Origin of the sequence: Streptococcus sp. HMSC10E12 (assembly GCF_001807855.1) — a bacterium.
Lineage (GTDB): Bacteria > Bacillota > Bacilli > Lactobacillales > Streptococcaceae > Streptococcus > Streptococcus salivarius.
In genome coordinates this window covers 32,680-49,700 of record NZ_KV791077.1, presented here as the reverse complement: position 1 = coordinate 49,700, position 17,021 = coordinate 32,680, and the positions used below count along the sequence as shown (strand labels likewise).

The 17,021-nt window shown below is 36.9% G+C and carries 15 protein-coding genes; all 15 read right to left on the bottom strand.

Annotation, left to right across the window (positions count from 1 at the left end; all coding sequences use genetic code 11):
- Positions 1-65 precede the first annotated feature (65 nt).
- The 15 genes from tgt to gltX all read right to left on the bottom strand — a co-directional run bounded on the left by tgt (position 66) and on the right by gltX (position 16,837).
- Positions 66-1,208, bottom strand: coding sequence for a tRNA guanosine(34) transglycosylase Tgt (tgt, locus tag HMPREF3112_RS01140; RefSeq protein WP_048674180.1), 1,143 nt, complete (start codon positions 1,206-1,208; stop codon positions 66-68).
- A 204-nt stretch (positions 1,209-1,412) separates the two neighbouring features.
- Complete coding sequence (rpmH, locus tag HMPREF3112_RS01135) at positions 1,413-1,547, bottom strand: 50S ribosomal protein L34 (RefSeq protein WP_002885866.1); 135 nt, start codon at positions 1,545-1,547, stop codon at positions 1,413-1,415.
- Between the two features lie 195 nt (positions 1,548-1,742).
- A complete protein-coding gene (locus tag HMPREF3112_RS01130; RefSeq protein ID WP_048674182.1) occupies positions 1,743-2,306 on the bottom strand; it encodes an NAD(P)H-dependent oxidoreductase in 564 nt (187 codons plus the stop codon).
- Complete coding sequence (locus HMPREF3112_RS01125) at positions 2,303-2,899, bottom strand: TetR/AcrR family transcriptional regulator (protein ID WP_048674184.1); 597 nt, start codon at positions 2,897-2,899, stop codon at positions 2,303-2,305. The genes HMPREF3112_RS01130 and HMPREF3112_RS01125 overlap by 4 nt, the downstream gene beginning before the upstream one ends.
- A gap of 131 nt (positions 2,900-3,030) precedes the next feature.
- Positions 3,031-4,074 (bottom strand): RNA-binding cell elongation regulator Jag/EloR, encoded by a 1,044-nt coding sequence (jag, locus tag HMPREF3112_RS01120; protein WP_070437499.1) that lies wholly within the window; start codon positions 4,072-4,074, stop codon positions 3,031-3,033.
- 11 nt (positions 4,075-4,085) lie between these two features.
- The gene (locus HMPREF3112_RS01115; RefSeq protein WP_037605452.1) at positions 4,086-4,892 is read right to left on the bottom strand and encodes a membrane protein insertase YidC; all 807 of its coding nucleotides are present in this window, start codon (positions 4,890-4,892) and stop codon (positions 4,086-4,088) included.
- Positions 4,893-5,007: 115 nt separating this feature from the next.
- The gene (gene rnpA, locus HMPREF3112_RS01110; RefSeq protein ID WP_002891957.1) at positions 5,008-5,343 is read right to left on the bottom strand and encodes a ribonuclease P protein component; all 336 of its coding nucleotides are present in this window, start codon (positions 5,341-5,343) and stop codon (positions 5,008-5,010) included.
- 84 nt (positions 5,344-5,427) lie between these two features.
- On the bottom strand, positions 5,428-6,813 hold the full coding sequence (argH, locus tag HMPREF3112_RS01105; protein WP_037601513.1) for an argininosuccinate lyase: 1,386 nt from the start codon (positions 6,811-6,813) through the stop codon (positions 5,428-5,430).
- 326 nt (positions 6,814-7,139) lie between these two features.
- Complete coding sequence (locus HMPREF3112_RS01100; RefSeq protein WP_002885646.1) at positions 7,140-8,339, bottom strand: argininosuccinate synthase; 1,200 nt, start codon at positions 8,337-8,339, stop codon at positions 7,140-7,142.
- 946 nt (positions 8,340-9,285) lie between these two features.
- On the bottom strand, positions 9,286-10,029 hold the full coding sequence (locus HMPREF3112_RS01095) for a response regulator transcription factor (protein WP_002885796.1): 744 nt from the start codon (positions 10,027-10,029) through the stop codon (positions 9,286-9,288).
- Between the two features lies 1 nt (position 10,030).
- Complete coding sequence (locus tag HMPREF3112_RS01090; RefSeq protein WP_022496038.1) at positions 10,031-11,347, bottom strand: GHKL domain-containing protein; 1,317 nt, start codon at positions 11,345-11,347, stop codon at positions 10,031-10,033.
- A gap of 23 nt (positions 11,348-11,370) precedes the next feature.
- Positions 11,371-12,651: a hypothetical protein gene (locus tag HMPREF3112_RS01085; RefSeq protein ID WP_022496039.1), complete on the bottom strand. Its 1,281-nt coding sequence runs from the start codon at positions 12,649-12,651 to the stop codon at positions 11,371-11,373.
- Between the two features lie 21 nt (positions 12,652-12,672).
- Complete coding sequence (locus tag HMPREF3112_RS01080; protein WP_022496040.1) at positions 12,673-13,563, bottom strand: hypothetical protein; 891 nt, start codon at positions 13,561-13,563, stop codon at positions 12,673-12,675.
- A gap of 59 nt (positions 13,564-13,622) precedes the next feature.
- Complete coding sequence (locus HMPREF3112_RS01075) at positions 13,623-14,930, bottom strand: GHKL domain-containing protein (RefSeq protein ID WP_002885760.1); 1,308 nt, start codon at positions 14,928-14,930, stop codon at positions 13,623-13,625.
- Positions 14,931-15,382: 452 nt separating this feature from the next.
- On the bottom strand, positions 15,383-16,837 hold the full coding sequence (gltX, locus tag HMPREF3112_RS01070; protein WP_037611119.1) for a glutamate--tRNA ligase: 1,455 nt from the start codon (positions 16,835-16,837) through the stop codon (positions 15,383-15,385).
- Positions 16,838-17,021: the final 184 nt, after the last annotated feature.

Here is a 17,021-nt window from a genome sequence, read left to right as displayed (position 1 = left end):
ATGCTTGTCAATAGGTTTTTTGAAAAAAATAAAGCAGTACAATCATGTACTGCTAAATACATTATTTAAAAATTTCTTTTACTTGACTTGTAACCATACTTTTCTATAAAGTCTTGGCGAAACTCAAGTAAATTGTCATCTATAATAGCTTGTCGTACTTTGGCCATTAAATTTACCAAGAAGTAGAGATTATGATAACTTGTCAGGCGAATTCCAAACGTTTCATCTGCTTTCAACAAATGTCTCACATAAGCACGTGTGTAATTCTTACATGTATAACAATCACACTCAGGATCTATAGGGCTAAAATCTTCTGCATACGCCGCATTTTTAACCACGAGACGTCCTTGACTCGTCATACAAGTTCCGTTACGAGCAATTCGTGTTGGGAGAACACAATCATACATGTCAACGCCACGAATAACACCGTCGATCAAACTATCTGGTGCCCCTACCCCCATAAGATAACGTGGTTTATTCTCAGGAAGTAAAGGTACAGTAAAGTCTAGAACTGCATTCATCTCTTCATGGGTTTCTCCTACTGCAAGACCTCCAATTGAATAACCTGGAAAATCCATAGAAACTAAATCCTGTGCAGATTGTCTACGAAGATCTTCAAAACCTGCTCCCTGTACGATTCCAAAAAGACCTTGGTCATGTGGACGACGATGTGCTTTTAGCCCTCGTTCTGCCCAACGACTTGTACGTTCAATAGAATTTTTCACATAATCGTATGGTTGGTAAAATTGGGGGCATTCATCAAAACTCATCATAATATCTGAGCCAAGATTATTCTGAATCGAGATTGCTTTTTCAGGAGATAAAAACATCTTACTTCCATTAAGGTGATTTTTAAAAGTTACACCTTCTTCCGAGATATTTCGTTTTTCGGCCAATGAATATACTTGGAAACCACCGCTATCAGTAAGAATCGCTTGGTCCCAATTCATGAATTTATGGAGTCCTCCAGCTTTAGCAACGAGCTCATCACCAGGTCTTAGCCATAAATGATAGGTATTGGCCAAAATAATTCCTGAACCCATCTGTTTTAATTCTTCAGGAGATTGCGTTTTTACTGTAGCTTGGGTACCTACAGGCATAAACATCGGTGTTGGAAAAGTTCCATGAGGCGTGATAATTTCCCCCAAGCGTGCCCCTGTGTGTTTTTCTTTCTTTATAAGATGATATTTAATAGGAAGGTCAGTCATTTATACTCCTTACATTAGGAAAAACAGTCCTAAGTATTTTTTAGTAAGTGGTCATTATCCACAACCGCTTTAGTTTATCAAAAATTACAAGAATTGTCAGCTCTATATTTTCAAACTTTCGATGAACAACAGCAAACATCAACACTATCATTATAGCAAAAACAAAAAGCAACAGTCTCGAGCACTGTTGCTTTCAATAATGTCTTAAGCTGAAAGAACTTTACGTCCTTTACGACGACGAGCTGCAAGAACACGACGTCCGTTTTTAGTTGACATACGGTGACGGAATCCGTGTTTACGTTGACGACGGATTTTACTTGGTTGATAAGTACGTTTCACGTTGAATACCTCCTGATAGATTTTCGTATTCGTTTAGCCGGCTATTTTTGATCAGTTACTAAACATACCATACTATTTTATAGCAATAGCTTAATCTTGTCAAGAATTACTTAGATATTAATTTCATTATATCTTCGATGCCCGAAGGCTAGTGATAACTGTAAACTACAATGCCGTTCCTATATCATCGCTTGCTCATAACCTTCTTGCTAGTTTAGCTATTTTCTTGAGTACCTCTTTTCGCTTATAATCACTCATATACTCAACGGGTGAAACCTGGGTAACTTTGACCGATTTAATACCACAAGGTTTTAGGACTTGAAATTTTAGGACTTTGCAATAATCTTGAACTAAAGGTAGAACAATCTTTGGTGTATTGTGGGTTGTAATAATCCAAGCTTTCCCAGTTAATTTACCATCCAATCCACGGGGTGTATTTTCATAGGCAAAGCCAGCAACAAAAACGCGTTCAATAAATCCTTTCAAGATAACTGGCATTCCACTCCACCAAGTTGGAAAAATAAAAATCAACTGATCTGCCCAAGTTATTAAATCTCGATAGTCTTTCATAGCTACATCGTGCGCTAAGTCTCTTCTCCTATGTGTTGTATCAAAACGTAAAACAGGATCGAACTTCTCTTTATACAAATCTAGAATCTTTAACTCATGTTTAGACGATAAATTTTCTTTAACAGTCTCTAGTATAGAGGCATTGTAGCTCTTGTCGTTTGGATGGGCGTAGATAATTAAGGTTTTCATTGTTTAGCTCCTTTAACATAGATGTCTAACATAGTACTAACAGTCTCTTCAATAGTGTTACTATTGAAATTATCACCAATAGGACTCCTTACCAAAACGGCTAATCCAGTAATAAAACTCCAGATATGAACTAATATTTCTGCCTCACTACCAGAAATATTCATGTTACTTTTCAGCTTCAGAACCACACTCTTAAAGTGCTCAAACCCTGGTAAATGGGCATTAACAGAGATACTGTCTCGAGTGAGCTCCATATAATTGAAAGGAAACTTAATAAACAAGGCCTCAAAACTATTTGTTTCTTTTTGAGCAAATTCCACAAAATTACAGCCCATTAATACTAATTGACCTCTTACATCAAGCGAAGAGTCTACCCCTTTTGTCAGACACTTCAAAAAGATCTCAGATAAACGCTCTAAAACTACCTGAAGATAGACATCCTTATTTTCAAAGTGCTTATAGGGCGCTCCATGGGTGACCCCACATCTTTGAGCCACCGTTCGGATAGATAGTTGATCAACACCTCTTGTTCTTATTTCCTCGACTCCAGTTTCGATTAACTTTTCCTTCAATTCAGCAGTATTACGTTTCATTTTGACTCCTATTTCCATCTAAGTAGACAGCGACTACCTTTTAAATAAAGTATACACCGTCTACTTTTTATTGTCAAAAAAACCAGCCTTCAAATAAGACTAGCTTCTGTAAGCAATAAACGCTATTTTAACTATACTTTTGTCACAACAACGTAACGATTAGGATCGTCTCCTTCTGAGTGACTTTCAACACCTTCAATTTGAGAAAGTGCCTTATGGATAATTTTTCGTTCGCTATTCGTCATTGGATCCATAACGTACTCTCGACCTGTTTCTTTTACTTTAGCCGCCGTTTTTTCTGCTAGATCAATCAAAGTCTCTGTGCGTTGCTCCAAATAATCACGAACATTAAGAACAACACTAAAACGTTTAGAATGACGATCGTGCAAATAATTTTGCGCTAAAAGTTGTAAAGACTTGAGAACCTTGCCATGATAACCAATAACACGACCAGGTTGGTCTGTTTCAATCTGAATGATAATATTGCGACGATTGTGACTAACCTCTAGGCTAGCATCGACATCCATTTCATAGATAATTTTTTCGAGGTAAGATAAAACATCATCTGCAGCCGCTTGAATATCTTCTAAATTATTTTCAGAAGACTCATCTGAACTAAACTCAGATGCCACAAATGAACTGAAATCTCCTTCAGAAGTTTCCGGAGTCTGAACTTGAGCCACCGGTTCTAGTTGGGGCTCAAGCGAATTTGCCATAAATTCTGTAGCATCCTCTTCCGATGACTCACGTTTAACAGATAGAGGAATAATTGTTGCCTTTGGTTGCTCCTGTTTCTTATCTGGCAACTCTTCACCAAGGGTCTCTGTAGACACTGGTTGCTTTAAGTTTTCTTGTGCAATTTCCTTACTATCTGAAACCGTAACGAGTTTTGTCACTTTATTGAAAGCAATCGTTTCGTCTTTTGGACTTGCGACAGAATCGTCTAATTGTTTTACAGCATCAGGAGCCACTTTAACGGTGTTTTGATCTGCTTCGTGAGCTATCTTTTCATTTATTGGTTCAACACTAACTCGAGCTGGTTTCTTTCCGAACCCTAGAAAACCTTTTTTCTCACGAGAAATCACCTTAATATGAGCCTTCATACGGGGTAAATTAAGATCTTTCAAACCTTTTTCGATAGCTTGTTCGACTGTTCGTCCAGAATAGACAACCATAATAAGCCTCCTTATTTACGTTTATGCGCCTTTTTCTTGGCACGACGAATCTTAGCTTTACGTTCTTTTTCTTCCGCTTCCAAACGATTACGTTCTTCAATGATTTTAAACGGATTATTAAAAACCAAAATCTGAACAACTTGGAAGGCGTTCGAAACTGCCCAGTAAAGTGCTACCCCTGAAGAAATCTGAGTTCCAAACCAGAAAATAAAGATTGGAAGCATGATATTCATAACAAGAAGCATTGCACTACGATCTTTAGCTGCCTTATTTGTCAACCAAGTTGAAAGGAAGGTGAAAGCAGCCGCCAAAATCGGAAGAATAAAGTAAGGATCTTTCTGACCTAGGTCAACCCAGAGGAATGTTCCTTCTCGCAACTCTGGCACTCGTGTGAGCGCTCCATAAAGAGCCATCAAAATAGGAAATTGGATCAAGAGAGGAACGAAGCTTGCGTAAGGATTTACACCATGCTCTTTATAAAGATCTTGTTGTGCATAAGCAAGAGCTTCACGATTCTCGCGTCCAGGATACTCACTCTGCAAGCGACGTAACTCTGGCTGCAACTCTTGTAGTTCACGGCTTGACTTAATTTGGCGATTATAAAGAGGAATCATTACCGCACGAATTAAAATCGTGAAAATAATAATACCTAATCCAATAGAACCACCAAATGAGAGCCCTTGAATAGCCTTCCCAAACATTAAAATAAGACGTTCCCAAAGGCCTGTGGAGTGACTTGTAACATCACTTCGTCCACACGCGGACAAAAGCAAGAGAGCTCCTGCACCTAAAACAGATATATTAAGTTTTTTCTTCACTAAAAACTCCTTTTTAATACGATAAAGAACTGCTTCGCTTCCATTCATTAAGAGTATCTCAAAAATCAGGAGTGATTTTAGTTTATCCTACAATGTAAAGAAGCAAAATAATTTTTTAGTCCTTATATAACTTTGCTATTTTTAAGACATGAACGAGATTGCTATAAATGTCTTGATAACTTAAGTCTTCGACACCTTTACGAGCAATAACGACAAAATCTTGATGTTCTAACTGAGATGACATGTCCATCAGTGCATGTCGTAGACGACGTTTTACCCGATTCCGAGTAACCGCATTACCAAGACGCTTACTGACTGACAAACCCACTCTAAAATGAGGCAGATCACGATCCAGACAGTAGACAACAAATTTCCGATTAGCAACACTGTGCCCTGCATCAAATAATGCTTTAAAGTCTTTCTCTTTCTTAACGCGATAAGATTTTTTCAAAATGCGACTCCAAACTCAAAATTAGTACTATTATATCATAAATAGCAAAAAAGCCCAAAACCTTATGGTTAGGGCCTTAGAGACTTATTTTTTTAGAGCTTTTTGAGCTTCTTTGATTTGCCATTTAACCTGGTCAAAACCAGTTCCACCAAGGGAATGACGACGTTCAACAGCTGTATGAGATTTAAGTGTCTCATAGATGTCCTCTTCAATTAAATCTGAAACTTCTTGATAACGTTCGAGAGGAACATCCTGAAGGTAATAACCAGCTTTGGTACACTCAAGGACAAGTTTTCCAACAATCTCATGTGCTTCACGGAATGGTAGGCCTTTGGATGCAAGATAATCAGCCAACTCTGTAGCATTTGAAAAATCTTTCTCTGTTGATTCTGCCATATGTTTGTCATTAACAGTCATTGTATTGAGCATGCCTGCGAGAATATCAATAGCGACAGTAATCGTCTCTACCGTATCAAACATACCCTCTTTATCTTCCTGGAGATCTTTATTGTAGGCCAAAGGTAATGACTTCATCACGGTCAACAATCCAATCAAGTTGCCATAGACACGACCTGATTTCCCACGAATTAGTTCTGCCATATCTGGGTTTTTCTTTTGAGGCATAATGGAAGAGCCTGTTGAAAAAGTATCAGATAGAGTTACAAACTTAAACTCGTTAGAACACCAGTTAATGATTTCTTCACAAATACGTGTCATATGCATCATGAGAATACTTGAGTTTGACAAGAATTCGAGAATAAAGTCACGATCGGAAACAGCATCCAAGGAATTGCTATATGGTTTTGCAAAGCCCATTAAGTCAGATGTCATATTACGATCAATTGGGAAAGTTGTTCCGGCTAGAGCAGCAGCTCCGAGTGGAGAGATATCCGTATGCTTGATATTAAATTCAAAACGTTCGGCATCACGTGTAAACATGTTGTAATAAGCCATCAAGTGGTGACCAAAAGAAATCGGTTGTGCATGCTGCAAGTGGGTGTAGCCTGGCATAATCGTGTAGGTATGTTTGTCTGCTAGATTGACCAAAGTACCACGTAAATTATCAAGCTTCTCAATAACTTCCACTAGTTTGGCTTTTAGATACAAGTGCATATCCGTTGCCACTTGGTCGTTACGTGAACGTGCTGTATGAAGTTTTCCTGCTACTGGTCCAATTTTAGCCGTTAAAAGACTCTCCATATTCATATGGATATCTTCATTGGAAACATCAAATTCTAGTTTACCAGCCTTATATTCCTCAAGCAGTTCTTCCAAGCCCTGTTTAATTTGCAATGCTTCCTCTTTGGTAATAATTCCTGTCTCACCAAGCATCGTAACATGGGCAATAGACCCTTTCAAATCAAACTCTGCCATCTTTTGGTCAAATGAGATTGAAGCACCAAATTCTTCTACCCATTTTTCAAGACTAGCTTCGAACCGACCGCCCCATAGTTTATGATTTTCTGCCATAGTTTTATTTTGAAGATTACCCCACACTGGGATAATCTTCCATCCTTTCTTAATACTTATAACAAGCAACGACCTCTTTGGTCACAATAACTTAAATGAAAAAAGCTAGATAGTATTTGTCTAGCTTAATTTGTCTCTCTGGACACTTGTTTTCCTAAAACCCGATCTCTGTCGTAGTTTATTTAGGCTCGTGACGCCTCTCAGAACGCCTTAACGATAATAATATAAGTTATAAGAAAAGAGTATCAGATGTGGCTCTCTGTCCACTTTTATCTGATAAGAAGCGTTTTTCTTCTAATAGTCTACTTTTCTTATGTAATCTGTCATTAATTGTCAAATGGATGGTTAACTTGTGAATTAACCTGAGTTGGAAGACCCCAAAGCTTGATAAATCCAATTGCAGCATCCTGATCAAAGCTGTCAGCTGATGTGTAAGTAGCCAAGTTTTCATCATACAATGAATTAGCTGATTGACGTGCTACTACTTGAGCATGCCCTTTGTAAAGCTTAACTTTAGCGATACCATTAACAACTTTTTGTGTTTCCTTAATATAAGCAATGATAGCTTGTGTTGCTGGGCTAAACCACAAAGCATTGTAGATAAGGTTTGACAATTCATTTTCAAGAATTGGTTTAAAGTGAGAAACTTCACGTACCAAAGTTAAGTCCTCAATTTCTTTATGAGCTGTCAAAAGGGCGATAGCTCCTGGACATTCATAAATTTCACGAGATTTGATACCTACAAGACGGTTCTCAACGTGGTCGATACGTCCGACGCCATGCTTACCAGCAATAACATTCATTTCTTGGATAAGGTCAGCCAATTTCATTTCTTTACCGTTAAGAGCAACTGGTTTCCCTTCTTTAAAGGTTACATCGACATATTCAGCTTCATCTGGCGCAGACTCTGGTGAATTGGTAATCCCAAAAGCTTCTTCTGGAGCTTGATTCCAAGGATTTTCAAGAACACCACACTCGTTAGCACGTCCCCAAAGGTTTTGATCGACTGAGTAAGGATTATCAAGGTCTGCTGGAACTGGAACACCATTAGCCTTAGCATACTCAATTTCTTCCTCACGAGACCATTTCCATTCACGTACTGGCGCTACTACTTTAAGACTTGGATCTAGGGCAGCAATGGCAACTTCGAAACGAACTTGGTCATTACCTTTACCAGTACAACCGTGAGCGATAGTCGTTGCTCCTGTTTTATGAGCAATCTCAACCAATTTTTTAGCAATAATTGGACGACTAAGCGCTGAAACCAAAGGATATTTTTGTTCATAGTAAGCGTGAGCTTGAAGTGCTGGAAGCACATAATCTTCAGCAAACTCATCTTTGACATCAAGTACATAAGATTCTACAGCTCCAACCGTCAAAGCCTTGTCATGGATAAACTCAAGGTCTTTACCTTCGCCGACGTCCATACAAACAGCGATAACATCGTAATCTTTTTTAAGCCAAGTAATAGCGACTGAGGTATCAAGACCTCCCGAATAGGCAAGGATAACTTTCTCTTTTGACATAATATTTTTCTCTTTTCTTATATTTTCTTGTGGTTGCTATCTCTATCAACCTTACGAGATTAATTATATTGCATATTTATTCACTTGTCAACACTTTTTTGTTATTTTTTTATATTTATTTCGTTTTTATTTGTTTTTATTTATTCTTTTGACCTAAAAAGTGCTTAATTCTTAATTTTTATTCAATTTTATGCAAGAGGTGATGAAAAATAAAAAAACACTTTTGAAACTATACCAATAGATTCAAAAGCATCTTTAACTATTTATCTTCTAAAATGCCAAAAGGCCTGTACAAAGTACAGACCTTTTGAACAACAGCATCATCGGTAGAGAACACAACAGCAATTTTAGATAGAATGAATGAGGGAAATTATTATGTTTAAGGGACTAACTTAAACCATACATTCTTCTTGCTCTCTAACCTTGATTACATTATAGCATGCAATCCCCAAATGTATATCTTGATTTCCTAAAATGTCGAATTTCACTCACAGAATGTATTTTTTATCCTAATCTGCACTAATGCCCTTAAAAACAAAAAAAAACGGCTTGATTTCTCAAGCCTATTAATTTCTATAAAAAAGATATGTAATTGGACGAGCGGCCAATAAAAAATGGGGATTAGGAAAAAGTTATATAAAAGTACATTATTTATTTTCATAAAGTGTATGTAGATTTCAATAAGATTGACGATGTCTCATTTCCGAATCACATATCTTGATTATATAATAACTTTTTTCAATTTAATTGTCTATACGATTTCATAGAATGTCGTTTTTTCATCCTGAACTGCATTTTTTTTAGTCATTTTTTTATAAATCTCTAAATTTCATCACTAAAGGACATCTATTTTGTGTTTTTACAGAATTTGTTCACTTATAAGATTATCAATCACCTATGAAATAAACACATGCTTTTTTAGACTAAAAAGAACATTAGTCATCGACTAATGTTCTTTTACCTCTGACCATTTTTTAAGCAGGGCCTTCATTTTCAAACGTGAAACTGGACAAGAATCGCCATTTTCAAAGTAAATCATCAACTGAGTCTTATCAATACGAGATATGTTATCCAAATTAACTAAAAAGGAGCGATGACAAGAAAAGAGTTTTTTATTTACCGAAGTAATATCTCCAAGATTGGCATAAAACTCCAGACGCTCTGTTTTGGTAATTAGCATCACCTTATGAGGTGTCACAGCAGTCGCAAAATAATAAATATCTCTCATAGGGACTTGGATCCGAGACTGAGCGGTTTCAAACACAAATATCTCATCATCATCCACATCTCCAACTTTTTGGTTCACAAAAGTCAATGTTTGTTTTAGTTGTTGTTTGAATTCTGCATTAGAAACTGTCTTATCAATGAAATCTAGTGCAGAAACCTTGTATTTAAAACTGATCGGTGCAAACTCTGAGTGAGTTGTTACAAAAATAATAACTGCATTAGCATCTTGTTGGCGAATTTCTGAGGCGACTTCTAGCCCCTTCTTTCGCTCACCATCAATATCGATATCTAAAAGGAAAACCTGATGGTTGCCCTTCTCGTTGATACTGGACAATAGTTTGTGAGGTTTAGAAAAAACTTCAAGTTTTCGTACGGAAAACGTGCCCTCTGAAACCAATTCTCGGATGATGTCGCTAATGCGTGTTTGCTGCATTAAGTCATCTTCTAAAATGTATATATTCATATTAGGGCCTCATTTCTAGTATTTGCATCATTTTATGATTCTGACTACGGACAGAAAAGGAAGTGTTCGGATAACGTTCCAAGATATCTTGAACAGCATTAACACCTATACCACCCTCAGGATGAGAAAGCCGGGTACTCATCATCGAAAGTGGCATTTGCTCGTCTGCAATTGTACTTTCAATAATAAAACTCTGGCAATCCTCTTCATCAAAATAGGCCAGACTAATAAAACCTTCACTGGCTTTACGAGCACCATCAATAGCATTATCCATGAGGTGACCCAAAACAACAGCTAAATCTAAATCAGTTAGATAGTTATGAATCACTGGATCTGGAATCTCTGCATGAATATTGAGGCGATGCATCTGAGCTTCATGATATTTTGATGAAAGTAGACTATGAATACTTGGATTTTGGATATTATCCAAATCTGTGACCTGAGTTGAAAAACTATGCTGATCTCGATTGACATAAAGATCAACCAAATCTTTTTTATAAGAACGAATATCCCCTGTTCTTTCGATATCTCTCAGATTATTAAGTAGGAAATTATAGTTAGAGCGAACATGCATCAAGTCTCTATACAAACCTTCTACCCTGGTATTCTCACGCTTCAAATCATCAAGATAGTTGGCTTGCTTCATCGCTAAATCCTGCTCTATTTTTTCCTTAGCAAACTGGTTTACAGCACCAAGTACAAAGAGGAGTAAATAGAGATATCCCATTACTAATGGCAACCTAAATCTACTCTCAAGATGTAACTCTGGGAAATAAGTATCAAATGTCGACACTAAAAAGATAACTAAATAATAAAGTAAAAGAAGCATGTTGACCAAACCCAGACGGTTCTTTTTTTCTTGTTGGGCAGCAACTTTCAAGATATCTGTAAAATCTAGACGTAAAATAAAATCTACTATTCTGACCGTCAACATGACGAAGGAAAGTGGTACCATAGACCACCAAATATTAGTGTTTAAAGTGTCAACAGTTATACCAAGTATCGGTGGAAAGAAGAAGGTAGCCAAAAAACGTCTTGCCAAATCGACTAGTACCACCGGGTAAAAACCTAGAAAAAAGCGCTCTACAGAGGTGACACTTTTATTCAATTGGTAACTAAATGTCAATGTTACAATGGCTACTAAGGGAGGTACTATGCCTATATAGCGTCCAATGAGTTGTCCCCAAATGCATAGAGCAACATCAAATAACAAATAAAGTATACGATTTTTAAGATTAGTGTTTTGTCCACCAATACGTAAGTAGATATCCCAAATAATGATAAACATCAAAATTTGAAATAGGATGTTACCCAGCATAGTTGTCCCTCTCCTTTCTACGATTATAGTCCTACCGTGACAATTTGATAGGTTTTAAATAATTCTTTTTTATTTGTTAAACCGATACCGTTTGACCAGCAAAACTGGGCAAAATCACGACTAATAGCCAGACTATCATCGAGTTTCGGATCAGCTTCCTGATTGGTATTCTCAAGAATAAAGCTGAGATTACCATCCTCATTCTGTTGAATAAGGAAACCAATATCTGTCTCCGGCTCCTTGGCCCAAAGTTTTTCAGCTAAGTTCATGCAACGTTCTAAAACTCCAATAAGAACTGCAATATTTAAATTGTTAGGATAAGCATCAACATTGACATCCAACCTAACGGTGATACCTTTTTGTTCCAAAGGAATGATTTGGTTTACAATCCAACTTCTTAATACCGGATAAGGAATCTCAAACAGAGGAGCCAACTTATCATTTAAGTCCAAATTATCAAGTTTAAGATGATTCAAATGCTCATGATAAACGGATAAAACCTCTGATAATTGATTTTTAGCCAATGGAGTCTCAAGAGCTACCAAAAGACTCTCAAAATCTTTTTCAATAGGTTTTACTTTTGTAAAAAGATCCTCAATATGTTTATTATAGACTTCCAAGTTATAGACATAAGTCTCCACAGCTTCCTTACTACGTTCTCTGACAAATTTATGAGAATAGCGGTTCAAGGTTGTTACCATTAGGAGATAAACTGCCATTGCAATAAAAATTGGCCCTCCCACATCACTACCTGTTGATACCAAAAGAGTACTACAAGTAATGTAGAGTGCAAAGGTCAGATCAACGGCTATCAACAGACGTTCACGACCACGTGAATAAATCAATTCCTTGACCTTATCAACATCTGAACTGGAAAGGTAATTGATATAGAGAAAGAATGGATAAATCAGTACAAACGATAACAATTTGAGGAAGAAGTTTTCTTGAATCTCACTCAAAGTCATATTTGTAAACAGATTATTGAATACATAATATGGAGTAAAAGTCGCAAATAAATCTGTAAAAATAACCGAGAAAGCTCCAAAAAAGAGGCTTGCCCAGATCGTCAAACGATGTTCCCGACGTTCCTTTAAGGCCAAAGCTAAAAAGATAACAACTTGATAATAGAAGCCATCACCCTTACCAAGTGATACCACTATACCTAAGAGACTTAGACAAAATACTTTCCAGTAAGCTAATGTGCTCCTTGTTAGTTTTTTATAAATAAACCAGGTAATATGAAAACTAATAATCTGAATAATACTATTTTCAAGGGATACCATGGTCCAAAGCTGTAAGTTCATGATAATATTTCCTGTTTATACTCAAGAGACATTTTCGTCATCTTCTTCAATGAGTTCTTGACCTGCCTTTTTCAAAATATCTTGATAGGTTTGTTCAATAAGGTCAAAATCCCCACTATCAATACTTGTCTGCATACTAATGAGTATGTTTTCATAATCATGTTTAAACGAACGTACACTCTTATAGGCAGTTTCGATTTTTTCATTATAAGCTTCCAGACTCCTCAAGTGCTCCTCTTGTTCTCTGAGAATTTTGCTATCACGTACGTCTTTACCGTAGGAAACAAAACGAACAAGAATATACATGTGTATAAGGAAACCAACCCAAATATAAATTTGAGGGTAACCTGGGAGATAGGTCTGACTAAGAAGCAAGGAGAATATCTCCTGCTTAAAGAGGATAAGAAGATAACTGATAATTAAAATATAATCAACTTGCAAGAGCATGCTCTTATATTTATCCTGCAAGTCCTGATAGGGTTCCTGGAAAAAGCTATCTAAACCGAACATTTTTTGCAAGCCTAGAAAGAAAGGAAGAACAACACTATCTACAGCCAGGATTCCTAAATGGTTTGGAACCAACTCGACCGGCTTATTAAAGAAAACTCGGAAAAGATAAAAACTAAAGAAACTTGTAATCAGAGTCCAAAAGACAGGGGAAAAGAAAGCATAAAAATACTTTTCTTCTCGTAGAGCCTGAGGTTTTTCAATAAAAATAAAGACTAGGAGATAGATTGCATCTGGAATGTCAATTTGCCATAGCACCTTGGCTAACCACTTAACGGCAGTTACTACGATTACATAAGGAATGTAACGGTAAGTAAAAACATCTAGATAAGCCATTCTAGCTAAAATCACAAGATGTGAAACGACAACAACCAAAGCAATAAGGCCATCAATCGCAAGTTGCATATGCTTTCCCCCTTTCTATTTCCCTCATCCTATCCTCCACAAATAGTATCTTTGATTTATCAATTATCCTGAAAAGATAGGACCTGTGTAAAATGATGGTCACAACTACGAGTCTCAAGATTTACTTTTGGATAGCGATTAAGTATATCTGCGACCTTAGACAAACCAAGCCCTCGGCCTTCACCTTTGCTAGAAACCCCTTCATCAAAAATCCTTGACACAGGAATACGTTCTTCTCTGGTTGTATTGTCAATAACCAAGATAAGATAACCTTGATTTTTAAAGAAAGATATAGTTAAAGTAGGATCTTCAGAATCCACCGCCGACTCAATAGCATTATTTAAGAAGACAGAAGAAATCACAACCAAATCTAAGGCCTCTATCTGAGTTGACGATATGACATCTGGCAACTCCAAGTTAACCTTAATTCCTAAGTTCTCTGCCTCAAGCACTTTAGCAGAAAAGAGACTCTTGAGAGATGTGATTTCTAAGTTGATCAAACGTGATAATTCATAATTTGACAACGTTAAGCTATTACCAGATTTCTCTAAAAGTTCTGCATACTCTTGTTTCAAAGCAGGTAAGTCTCGACGTTGGATACTAACCTCCATTGTCTTAAGCCCTTCGAGATAATCCTTCTTCACCTGAGAAATATCATTATAAAGTTTTTCTAAACGGTGACTATATTCTTCTAAACTTTCCTCGTGTCTAGCCATTTCTTCAGCCAACTGATCCTTCACTCTTCTCTTAGAATAAATATTAAGCTGAGCAAAGAGCAAAATAAAGAGGATGGAGTAGACAACCGTAATACTGCCTGCTAAATAAATAAAGAGCCCTGTGTAAGGAAAGATGTTACTGGCATAGAAAATAATTAAAGATAAAATAATATAAGCCAGAGTCACCCCAACCAATAAGCGTTGTCTAACTTGGTAAGTATGGTTATTTCCCATAACATTGAGAGCACCAAAGTCAATAAAGAACACTTTGACAATCAGATGAAAAATTGGGTAAATCAAGAGATAAGACAAAGCAATGAGTACTGGGGTGTCTTTGACCTGTAAATAATTAATTTGAAAAATCCATGGGAAAAAGTAAAGTTGAAGCAGCTTCGAGGTGACTTCAACAAAAACCCACGGCAAAAAGGTGAAAAGAAAAGAATTCTTTTCACTACTTGATATTTTATTTAAGAAAAGATAGCAGAACAAAAGTGCTAAGAGCGACCCTGTAATGCCTCCAACAAATAGAGAGAGCAAGAGACTCCCTGCGATAAACCAGCATTTACTCTTCCAAGTTTTGAGTAAACCTGACATATCGTGACTAACAATTAAAATAGCCAATAGACGTAGAACCGTAAATAAAACGATCATCTCTAGACTCCCCCCTTCCTTTCAAAATCAACCTACTTTATTGTAACATAAATATATAATTTAGCGTCACTCCTATTAGAAAAAGCTAAAAATATAAAGCTATTTTTTCCTGATCGAGAACAATCTAACATCAGACGACCCCACATATCCCTTACTTTTCATAAACATAAAAAAGAGCTTAGAAAAACCAAGCTCTTCAACTGACTCATTACCTCTTTTTATGGGTACATGCCGATAACGTAGTAGAAATACCAACCAAATCTTCTCATAATGCTCACTCCTCCCTATTTTTTATTACCAATCTATTATAAAACTAATTTAAAGTTTTGAAAATGATGATATGATTACGAAATATCATCATTATATTACAAATGCAGTCTTATCAATAATCATATAATCATTGACACATCACTTATGTGCATTCGAAAACCCAACAATTGTTGGGTTTGTTTTTATAGTGTTGCAAGAACTTGATCAATATGTTTGATTGATTTTTCACGTCCGAGCAAGAAAATAGTATCTGGCAATTCTGGACCGTGCATTTCTCCTGAAACAGCAATACGAATTGGCATGAAGAGATTTTTCCCTTTGATTCCTGTTTCTTTTTGAACAGCCTTAATTTGTGGGAAAATGTTTTCAACAACAAACTCATCATCAGACATAGCTTCGAGTTTGGCTTTAAAGGCTTTAAGTACTGTTGGTACTGTTTCACCAGCCATAACTTCTTTTTCAGCCTCTGTCAATTCTGGGAAATCTTCAAAGAAGAGGTCTGTAAGAGGGACAATTTCTTCTGCTGCTGTCATTTGTGGTTTGTAGAGTTCCACTAATTTTTCAGCTTTATCTGTCAAACGACCAGCTTCTTCCAAGAAAGGTTTGCAAAGAGCAAAGACCTTATCGAAATCTGCATTCTTAATGTAGTCGTTACTCATCCAGTCCAATTTCTTCTGGTCAAAGGCCGCTGGTGACTTGCTTAGACGGTTTTCATCAAAAAGTTTAATGAGTTCTTCACGAGAAAAGATTTCGTCTTCACCGCCAGGATTCCAACCAAGAAGAGCAATAAAGTTAAAGACTGCTTCTGGAAGGTAACCTTTTTTACGGTAATCTTCGATAAATTGAAGGGTGTTAGTATCACGTTTAGACAACTTCTTACCAGTTTCAGAATTGATGATAAGGGTCATGTGTCCAAACTCAGGGGCTTCCCAACCAAGGGCTTCATAAACCATGAGTTGTTTTGGTGTATTGGCAATATGGTCATCTCCACGGATAACGTGTGAAATTTGCATATCGTGGTCATCAACAACTACCGCAAAGTTGTAAGTTGGGTATCCATCTTTCTTCTGGATAACCCAATCACCACCGATATTACCACCTTCAAATTCGATATCTCCCTTAACGATATCATGCCATTTATAAATCCCTGACTCATTAACCGCCAAACGAACTGTAGGTACAATACCTGCCGCTTCACGTTCTGCGATGTAGGCAGCTTTTTCTTCTTCAGTCATGCCAAGGAACTCGTTAATGTAACGAGGAGTTTCACCAGCTGCTTCTTGACGTTCACGCTCTGCAGCTAACTCTTCTTCAGTTACGTATGACTTATAGGCTTTACCTTCTGCCAAAAGTTGATCAATATATTTTTGGTAAAGTGGTAAACGTTCTGATTGACGATAGTTTTCGTGTGTTTCAGGACTTTCATCCCAGTCAATTCCCAACCAACGCAAGTTATCAAGCTGTGAACGCTCACCATCTTCAACGTGACGTTTACGGTCAGTATCTTCAATACGGATAATGAATGTACCACCATGATGACGTGCATAAAGGTAGTTAAACAATGCTGTACGAGCATTACCAATGTGTAGAAGCCCTGTTGGACTTGGTGCGTAACGAACGCGGATATCTTTAGCCAAGATAAATCTCCTTTTTTTGTTTCATTCTTCAGTCTTTGGATACCTATTGAGCCTAAAGTCCCTTCCTTAGGACTAACCTTAAGATGATAAGTACCAGTAGGCAACTCTATCCCCCAAACTTTCCAAATAAAAATCTAGAAGCGAGTACCAATCTTTCTTATTATATCACAATCTAGGGGTGGTT

Excerpts from the sequence above, each read along its gene's own strand:
- tgt (WP_048674180.1), bottom strand. The coding sequence starts at position 1,208 with ATGACTGACCTTCCTATTAAATATCATCTTATAAAGAAAGAAAAACAC.
- HMPREF3112_RS01130 (WP_048674182.1), bottom strand. The coding sequence starts at position 2,306 with ATGAAAACCTTAATTATCTACGCCCATCCAAACGACAAGAGCTACAAT.
- HMPREF3112_RS01125 (WP_048674184.1), bottom strand. The coding sequence starts at position 2,899 with ATGAAACGTAATACTGCTGAATTGAAGGAAAAGTTAATCGAAACTGGA.
- jag (WP_070437499.1), bottom strand. The coding sequence starts at position 4,074 with ATGGTTGTCTATTCTGGACGAACAGTCGAACAAGCTATCGAAAAAGGT.
- argH (WP_037601513.1), bottom strand. The coding sequence starts at position 6,813 with ATGGCAGAAAATCATAAACTATGGGGCGGTCGGTTCGAAGCTAGTCTT.
- HMPREF3112_RS01100 (WP_002885646.1), bottom strand. The coding sequence starts at position 8,339 with ATGTCAAAAGAGAAAGTTATCCTTGCCTATTCGGGAGGTCTTGATACC.
- HMPREF3112_RS01095 (WP_002885796.1), bottom strand. The coding sequence starts at position 10,029 with ATGAATATATACATTTTAGAAGATGACTTAATGCAGCAAACACGCATT.
- HMPREF3112_RS01090 (WP_022496038.1), bottom strand. The coding sequence starts at position 11,347 with ATGCTGGGTAACATCCTATTTCAAATTTTGATGTTTATCATTATTTGG.
- HMPREF3112_RS01085 (WP_022496039.1), bottom strand. The coding sequence starts at position 12,651 with ATGAACTTACAGCTTTGGACCATGGTATCCCTTGAAAATAGTATTATT.
- HMPREF3112_RS01080 (WP_022496040.1), bottom strand. The coding sequence starts at position 13,563 with ATGCAACTTGCGATTGATGGCCTTATTGCTTTGGTTGTTGTCGTTTCA.
- HMPREF3112_RS01075 (WP_002885760.1), bottom strand. The coding sequence starts at position 14,930 with ATGATCGTTTTATTTACGGTTCTACGTCTATTGGCTATTTTAATTGTT.